General features: G+C 31.3%; 5 protein-coding genes. All 5 read right to left on the bottom strand.

Translation table 11 applies throughout. The annotated features are described in order from the left end of the window. The coding region (locus tag J7M77_RS16450; RefSeq protein ID WP_296880530.1) for a SpaA isopeptide-forming pilin-related protein at positions 1-4,122 on the bottom strand (4,122 nt) is incomplete at its 3' end. A 13-nt stretch (positions 4,123-4,135) separates the two neighbouring features. Continuing rightward, positions 4,136-5,317 carry a hypothetical protein gene (locus J7M77_RS16445; RefSeq protein ID WP_296880528.1) on the bottom strand — a complete coding sequence of 394 codons (1,182 nt, stop codon included), beginning with the start codon at positions 5,315-5,317 and terminating at the stop codon, positions 4,136-4,138. Positions 5,318-5,588: 271 nt separating this feature from the next. Next, positions 5,589-6,776, bottom strand: a complete 1,188-nt coding sequence (locus J7M77_RS16440) for an aspartate aminotransferase family protein (protein WP_296880526.1) — start codon at positions 6,774-6,776, stop codon at positions 5,589-5,591. Positions 6,777-6,779: 3 nt separating this feature from the next. After that, positions 6,780-7,910 carry a M20 family metallopeptidase gene (locus J7M77_RS16435; protein ID WP_296880523.1) on the bottom strand — a complete coding sequence of 377 codons (1,131 nt, stop codon included), beginning with the start codon at positions 7,908-7,910 and terminating at the stop codon, positions 6,780-6,782. An 8-nt stretch (positions 7,911-7,918) separates the two neighbouring features. Further along, positions 7,919-8,623 (bottom strand): 2,3,4,5-tetrahydropyridine-2,6-dicarboxylate N-acetyltransferase, encoded by a 705-nt coding sequence (dapD, locus tag J7M77_RS16430; RefSeq protein WP_296880521.1) that lies wholly within the window; start codon positions 8,621-8,623, stop codon positions 7,919-7,921. Positions 8,624-8,709: the final 86 nt, after the last annotated feature.

Here is an 8,709-nt window from a genome sequence, read left to right as displayed (position 1 = left end):
TTTAGCTTGATCTTCAGTTAATACTTCTTCAATGTAATAATATCCTGGCTCTAATTGTTTTGAAGATTCATAATCATTGTTACTAGTAATTGTATCAACTGGATTTCCATCTTTAATATATTTTTTATTTTCATATTCAACAAAATCTTCTCCAGCTTGTACCTCATCTACCGGTTTGGCTTTGTAAATATCAAACTGAATACCAGCTAATGGTTCCACTACATTACCATTATTACTATCCTTCCAAGTTAATGTCTTTTTAATCTTAATGATACTTTTTTCTTCATTGACAATTGGCTTATTAACATAGTCCTTATTAGTTTGACCTGCAACAATAGTAAATTTATGTGGTGTCGCATCTAAAACATAGTTATCATCTACTGTAGTTTCCACCAAAACATAATTACCCGGTTCTAAATATTTACTAACTACTTCATTACCACTTTTGCCAGTTTTCAAAGTATCAATTACTTGATCATTACTGTAATTATGAGTTTCATTTACGTATTTATAAATATTAAATGTTGCTTCTACTCCGGTTTTACTATCAGTTGAGCTAATCTTCTTGATAGCAACTTTACCTTTTATTAGGTTGTTTTCAAATGTAATATTCGTTACACTTCCAACTGTTGTTGCAAAATTACCAGGTTTTACTTCAACCGTTTTTGGGTTTCCGTCTTTTACTGAATATTCATTAGCAACATTTGATTCCTCAACCCAATAAGTACCAGCATCAATTTTTTGTGAAGTACCAATTCCAGTTTTATTATCAGTTGTCAAAGTACGATAAGTTTTATTTGCATTAGCAGTAGCCTTATCTGCTTGATAGTTATCAGTTAATTTAGGATAATATTCAAACTGTTTATCAACAGCTACATGACCTGTTTTATCTAATACTTGCTGTGTTTTAGTTATCGTAAATTGTCCTTTAGGAACGTTTTCAATATTACCACCATCACCCATGTAATTGTTATTAACATCTTTTATTGCTGGGGCTGTAAATTCAATTTTTTGATTATTTAAAGTGTAATCAGGTAATGTTTTAGTTTCTTGATAGTAATATTTTTTTCCAGGAACTAGATTTTCAAATGTTACATAACCGTTATTATCACTGGTTACTTTATCTTTGATAACGGTAGTTCCATCACTGTCATATAATTTAAATTCAACACCACTTAATGTTGTCTTTTCATTAAGTGAAGATACTTTTTTAAAGCGATAGTTAACTAAATGATCATTTTTTACTTCTAAATTAGTAACCTTATTGTTTGTAATCGTAAAATCGATATTTTCAGTTTTTACTACATAATTATTTAAACTAGTTCCCGCTTTTTCTTTTAAATAATAATTACCGGCTGGTAAAAAACTAGTTTGAGTCATCCCTAAAGAATTAGTAGTTATTGTTTCTACTAATTGATTATTGCTGTTATAAACATCAAAGGAAACATTACTAATTGGTTCATTAGTTTTAGAATCACGTTTAGTTACTTGTAAATATCCAAACTGATCTGTTTTATTAACGATTTTTTGCGTTGTAGTATTACCTGATGAAACGGTTACTTTAATCACTTCAGTTGATAATTGATAACCATCAGGAACTGCAAATTCTTTTAGATAATATGTTCCTTCTGGTAAAGAAACAACATTTGAATTATATTCACTATTTACAGAATTAGTTGAAGTAATTACAATTGGATTACCATTTTCATCATTCACTAGTTCGGTAGCGCTTTCATTTTTGCAAATATAAAAACTAGCCCCTGGTATATTTACTTGTAAACCAGTTTCTTGACCATTTACACTAAGAGCACCTTTTTTTAGAATTCTTAATTTACCTAAAGCTTCATTTTTTACTGTTACTTTATTTAATGTTTGGGTTTTTAGACTAACAATATGACAATCACTTTCTAATTTATAACCTTCAGGTGCTTTAGTTTCTTGATAAACATAATATCCCTGATTTAATGCTGGTGATTCTTCATTACCATTTAAAGTAAATTGATTAATCAAATTATTACTGCTTATCGCATCTTTAGCTGCCGTTTCACTATCATAAGGTCCATAAACATTAAATACTGCACCATCTAATCTGGTATCTTCATTAGCTTGATCTACTTTATAAATAATCAATTTTCCTTTAGAAGAACTATTGACCAAACGTGGTATTCCATTACTGTCTTTTTCCATTCCTTCAGGATAGTTTACGTGATTAGCTTTTACCGTTACATCAAAGCTAGATTTAGCTGGCTTATCATATTCGCCACTAGTAAAATCTTCTTCGACTATATAATTACCAGCTGGAATTCCTTCAAATAAAACTAATCCATTTTTATCAGAAACAGTTTCATAAACTTTACTTGAATCAGCTTTATTAGTTAGTTTAAATTTAACACCTTCCAATGGTCCTGAATTACTGCTGGTAGCACTAGTACCTACTTTATTAAAAGCAACATAACCAAAACCATTATCAGTATTAATATTGTTAATATCTAATTTTCCATCAGTTACTTTGTTACCTTCTAAATAAACAACTGCCTGTTTATTTTCATTTTTTATTTCTACACGATAGACAGTTTGACCATTAGCAGTATCTACACCATCACCGACAAATGGTAAATTACTGACATCTTCTTTTAAATAATATGTTCCTTCATTTATATTTTTAAAAATTACTTGACCATTTTCATCTAATCTAGTCATATTTCCAACAGTATTACCATCAAAATCAACTGCTGGTATCGTACATGTTTCATCTTTATATAAACCAAAAGATATTCTTGCATTATTGTATTTATAATATAGATCCTGCTTTTCTTGATCAAAAACAAATTTTTCTTCTAGATTAAATTTATCATCATTTTTAACAGTTAGATACTTAGTAACTGTAAGATCAGTTACTGGGGCATTATCATCAACCCAGCCAACATTTATTGAAGCACTATCCTGACTTTCTCGATAAGTACTTTCACCTAAAGGCAAATAATTAATCTCGGCTTTATTATCTAATCGATATGGCAATAATCTATCTTCGTCTGCAGGAAGAACCCGATAGGCATCATAGCTATAATTTGCATTGATCGTATAAGTAGTTAAAACATGAGCATCATCAGGTACATAGCTAGTTGTATAATCGTTTTTTATATCACTATACGTACTAGCATAATTAATTCTAATTGCTTTAACTGAGCCATCATCATTTAAAACTAACTGATAATCTTGCCCTTCTTTTAGCTTATTGGCTTCTGTTTTATTACTTCCTTTATAAATTGAAATATTAGTAGCACCACCATTAGCTACAGGAGCGACAGGTAATGTATCAACCAGCATGAATCCTTCAGCAGTATTTCCCTGTTCATCTTTATAAGTACAGTTTAAACGACCGTAATTATTGCCAATATCAGTTATGTTTGTACCAGGTGCAGCTATTAAGCGATAATCAACGCTATAATATTGTTTACCATCAATAGTATTAATTGAATAATCTTGACTATTTTGTTTGACAATATCTTTATTTACAGTCCATGACTGATTTGCAATCGCCGTTATAGCCGCATTAGGAACACTTACTGGATTAATATTAGGACTACTTGAACCAGTTACTACTGAACCAGTTAAAGACATTCCAGTAAAATTAGCTGTTGAACCGTCAGGAGTCTTCATATTATCAAAATTCATTTTCAAATATAAAGTTCCCGTTTGACCTGGAACTAATTCATTTGCTTTAATTGATAAAACTTGAGATCCAAGTTTAGTTTCCAAGGTATATGAATCAAATGCTGTTTTACTAATATCACTAGTATCACCTATAAACGATACATTCTTTGGTAAAGTTATCGTTAAGGTACAGTTAGTGTATTTAGATGTTTCACCACTGGCTGAAATTGTATAGCCAATGGCTAAGAAAAACGGCTCACCCGATTGAACATCTTCAGTTTCAATATATGATCCGTTTATTTGTTCAACAATTTGTGATGTAAAAGTAATATTGGCATTTACAGTTTCATCAGCACCAATTGTTGGACCAGCATTAAGTAAACTGATAACCATCGTTACAACTAATGCTAAGATTGATATTCTTTTAAATTTCTTAAATTTCTTTAAAACCGACTTTAAAAAGCTCATCTAAATCCCCTCCCTATCTGATTTTTTTCAATTCACTAGACAAATAAACTTCCGAATGCTTTTTCCTTTCGTTATAACGACCAACAATTCGATCAATTGCAATCTTGGCACCTTCTTCATTTGGTGAAGCTAAAATCAATGAGTATTGAGTCATATTAAACTTCGAAAAAACATCATTTTTGCGTAAACTATGAGCAATTACACTTTTTAAGATTTCTGCTTCTTGAATAATCTCTTTTTCCGTTAAGCTATTAGTTTGATCAACTATCGTCAATAACGCTAAAACACGGGCTTTTAATGTTCTTTTAGCGGAGCGAACATTGATTTGATAAATATTTTTAAAAACATCAAAATCACAATAGAATGTTCGTTCACTAGCATCTTCAATCGACAAATTTCTTTCTAGTTCCTCGACATTTATTTGACTAGGTGATGAAGTATCAATAATCATCCGATAAATTTCTTTAAATCTTTGTGATACCTCAACTCCATATTTACTATAATAATAGTCAACTGTCTGGCGATAGAAATGTAATGCCTGGTCTATTTTTTTAGTCATATAAAATGCATAAAGTTTCATCTCATAGATCCGAGTATCCATGATTTTTTGACAATTAGGATGATTGCAGATTTTTAATACTTCTTCATATAAATTATGTTTAGCTAACTCACCAATCGTATTTAATAAACTTTCTAAACAATTACGTTCTAAAGTGTTATTCATTTGAATAATCCAGTCATTATAATTAAACTCTGGTAAAAATTCACCATGATAACACTGCAACATTTCTAAACATAACTCATATTTACGATATAAATCAGTTTCCCTTTCAATTTTATTGCATATTTTAAGCAATTCATCATAATCAACTTGGCATTCAACCTCAAGATTCCAAAAATAACTATGCCCTTTTGACTTAATAATGTTTACATCTTTAAGCAGTGCCTTAAACTCTTTTCGAGAACGATAAACCAAATTTCTAAGTGCTCCTTCTGGCTTATCAGCATTTCCATCAGGCCATAAAAAATCCATTATTTGCTGGTTAGTAATCGTATAATTACGATTCATGATTAAAAATATGACCAATAATTCTATTTGCACACTTCGTCTTTTTTCTGGTGGAAATACTGCTTTACCTCTAGAAATTGATAGATTACCCAAGGTTTTAATTTGCAAGATATTTTTATTTGTCATAATGTTACCTCCAGTCTTATATAATTATATAATAAAAAAAATTGGTTAAATTTCATAAAGACTGGTTTTGGGGATTTTTTTAATTCAAAAATATTAAAAATAACCACTATATAACCTCAATTCATATAACTATCAATTGGATATTTTTTGTTTCAAACAACTTTTCATCAAAATAATAATTTATCAACACCATCTTTATTATTTATTGAAAATAAAAAGCTCAATTCCTAATCAATTAAGAATTGAGCTCAATAATTATTTTTATCTAAATCTAAGCATTAATTTCATTAATTACTGCTTCTAAAATACTAATCATTTCATCAACAGCTTTTTCATCAATAATAAACGGTGGTAACATTCTAATAACGTTAGTTCCGGCAGTTACCATAATCAATCCGTTATCAAGCATTTTTTGAATATATGGTTTAACTGGATGATCAAATTCTAAACCAATCATTAAACCTAACCCACGTTTTTCTTTGATAAAGTCATATTTTTCAACTAGAAGATCTAATTGCTGATGCAAATATTTACTTATCTGTTGAACGTGTTCCAACATATTTTCTTCTTCAAGAATTTTAAATACGGTCTTACAAGCCTGTCCTGCCATTGGATTTCCACCATAAGTAGATCCATGATCACCTGGTTTCATGGCATCGCCAACTTTTTTGTTAGCAACAAAGGCACCGATTGGAAAACCAGCTCCAATTCCTTTGGCTAAGCAAACAATGTCTGGCATTAGATCATATTGGAAATAAGTCATGATCGTACCCGTTCTACCCATACCGCATTGAACTTCATCTAAGATCATCACAATATCGTGTTCATCACATAACTGTCTAATCCCTGTTAAAAATTCTTTAGTACAAACATATACGCCACCTTCACCTTGAACTGGTTCAACAATGATGGCTGCCGTTTGTGGTGTAATTAATTTTTTTACAGATTCTAGATCATTGATATCACCGTATTTTACTCCAGCAATCAATGGTCCAAAAGCTTTTTGATAATTTGGATTTCCAGTTAAAGTAACTGAACCCGTTGAACGTCCATGGAATGAATGTTTCAAACTAATAATTTCACTATCAGCTTTACCATGTTTTTCATAATAATATTTTCTAGCTAGTTTCAAAGCACCTTCAGTAGCTTCTGTACCACTATTAGTAAAGAAAACTTGATCTAATTTAGTTGCTTTAATTACTGCTTCGGCTGCTTCAATTGTTTCAACTGTATTAAAGTAGTTAGAAACATGCATAACCCGATGAATTTGATCAGTTAAAGCTTTGCAATATGGTGGATAATCATATCCAAAAGAATTAACCCCAATACCTGAATAAAAATCTAAATACTTTTTCCCATTAGTATCATATAAATATACCCCTTTACCATGATCAAAAGTAACATCAAATCTGCCATAAGCATTCATAAAAGCTTGTTTTGCTCTATCATAATATGTCATTGTTTATTCCCCCAATTTAATCTTGCAAGCCAGTTGATAATACAATTCAACAGCCTGCAATAAAACATCCTCATCAAAATTAAATGTTTCCGTATGTAAACCACTTTGATATTGGTTAGTTTTAGTACCAACATAAAAGAATATACCCGGTACATCACGCTGATAAAAAGCAAAATCCTCAGCCAACATCAGCGGTTCTTTTAATTCTTCATAATTATCACCAGTCAATTCAACAAACTGACGATATAAATCATAATCATTTAAAACTGGTGGATACATTGGTGGAAAGCTAAAATCAATCTTGCAGCCATAAGCAGCTTCCATCCCCTGATTTAAAGCTTCCATCGTATCCGTAATCTTTTTAAAAACAGCTTCACTATAAGTACGAACAGTTCCTTTAAATACCGTTTGATCAGCCACGATATTTCTAACTGTTCCCCCTTGAATTTCACCAATATTAATAACACAGCTTTCAACTGGTGCAATTACTCGGGTTAAAATGTTTTGATATTGGCAAATCAAAGAACTAGCAATCATGATTGAATCAATTCCTAAATGATACAACCCTGCATGAGCACTTTTTCCAGTAACCGTAACATCTAATTCACCATTTTGTGCCATCAACGGTCCTGGTCGACAAGCAATCTTACCAGCTTCGATTGAAGGCATTAAATGTAATCCAAAAATAGCTTTTACATGATATTTTTTCAAAACTCCAGCTTCACAAATCAGCTTGGCACCACCTGGTGATTCTTCAGCTGGTTGGAAAATCAATAAAATATTATGATCAAACTGTTTTGATGATTCTGCTAACTTTTTAGCTAGTCCTAATAAAGCTGCCATGTGTCCATCATGACCACAAGCATGCATATAGCCTTGATGTTTTGAAGCAAAATCACAGCCAGTTTGTTCACCTATTTTTAAAGCATCCATGTCACTACGAAAAGCTAAAGTTTTATCTTTGTTACAGTCAAGATATACCAATATTCCTGTTTCTAACACCGAAATTGGCTGATAGCCCATTTTTTCTAACTGTTCTTTAAGATATTTAGAAGTTTTAAACTCTTGTAATCCTAGCTCCGGGATTTGATGAAGATCCCGGCGCCATTTAGTTAATTGTTTTAAAAGATCCATGTTATCACCTAGATCTTTCTTAAATCATCCATTAATTGAGTCTTACTTTCTGTTTTTTCATCTTTTTTCTCTTTGATAATTCGAGCTGGATTTCCAACTACAACAGCACCAGCTGGAACATCTTCAGTTACAATTGATCCGGCTCCAACAACAGCACCTTTACCAATACGAACTCCTTCGATAACAACAGCATTAGCACCAATTAAAACATCATCTTCAAGGACTACTGGAGTGGCACTAGGTGGTTCAATAACACCTGCCAACACTGCTCCAGCACCAACATGACAACGTTTTCCTACTTCAACACGGCCACCTAAAACAGCACCCATATCAATCATTGTTCCTTCACCGATTTTAACACCAATATTAATAACAGCACCCATCATAATAACAGCATTATCACCAATAGTTACATGTTCACGAATAAAACATCCTGGTTCAATTCTAGCATTAATATTAGTCATGTCTAATAATGGAATGGCACTATTACGACGATCTTGTTCTAAATAAGAATCTGTAATTTTATCTTTATTGTCATCCATATATTTTCTAATTGCATCTAGATCACCAATACAAACGCGACTTTCACTAGTTCCAAAAATCTTAAATTCATTTGTTTCTGGTAAATCATTTCCTTTTAAATAAACTTTTACTGGTGTTTGTTTTTTAGCATCACCAATATATTTAATAATTTCTTCAGCACAATTTAACATTTCTTTACTCCTTTATTAAATTTCTATCGTTCCTTCAAAAACTGTAGTTGCCGGACCCGACATATTAATTGTATCACCATTATACC

Source organism: Thomasclavelia sp. (assembly GCF_017889095.1).
Lineage (GTDB): Bacteria > Bacillota_I > Bacilli_A > Erysipelotrichales > Coprobacillaceae > Thomasclavelia.
Note: the sequence above shows the minus strand (reverse complement) of the source record. Positions and strands in the feature narration are given on the sequence as shown.

Excerpts from the sequence above, each read along its gene's own strand:
- J7M77_RS16445 (WP_296880528.1), bottom strand. The coding sequence starts at position 5,317 with ATGACAAATAAAAATATCTTGCAAATTAAAACCTTGGGTAATCTATCA.
- J7M77_RS16440 (WP_296880526.1), bottom strand. The coding sequence starts at position 6,776 with ATGACATATTATGATAGAGCAAAACAAGCTTTTATGAATGCTTATGGC.
- J7M77_RS16435 (WP_296880523.1), bottom strand. The coding sequence starts at position 7,910 with ATGGATCTTTTAAAACAATTAACTAAATGGCGCCGGGATCTTCATCAA.
- dapD (WP_296880521.1), bottom strand. The coding sequence starts at position 8,623 with ATGTTAAATTGTGCTGAAGAAATTATTAAATATATTGGTGATGCTAAA.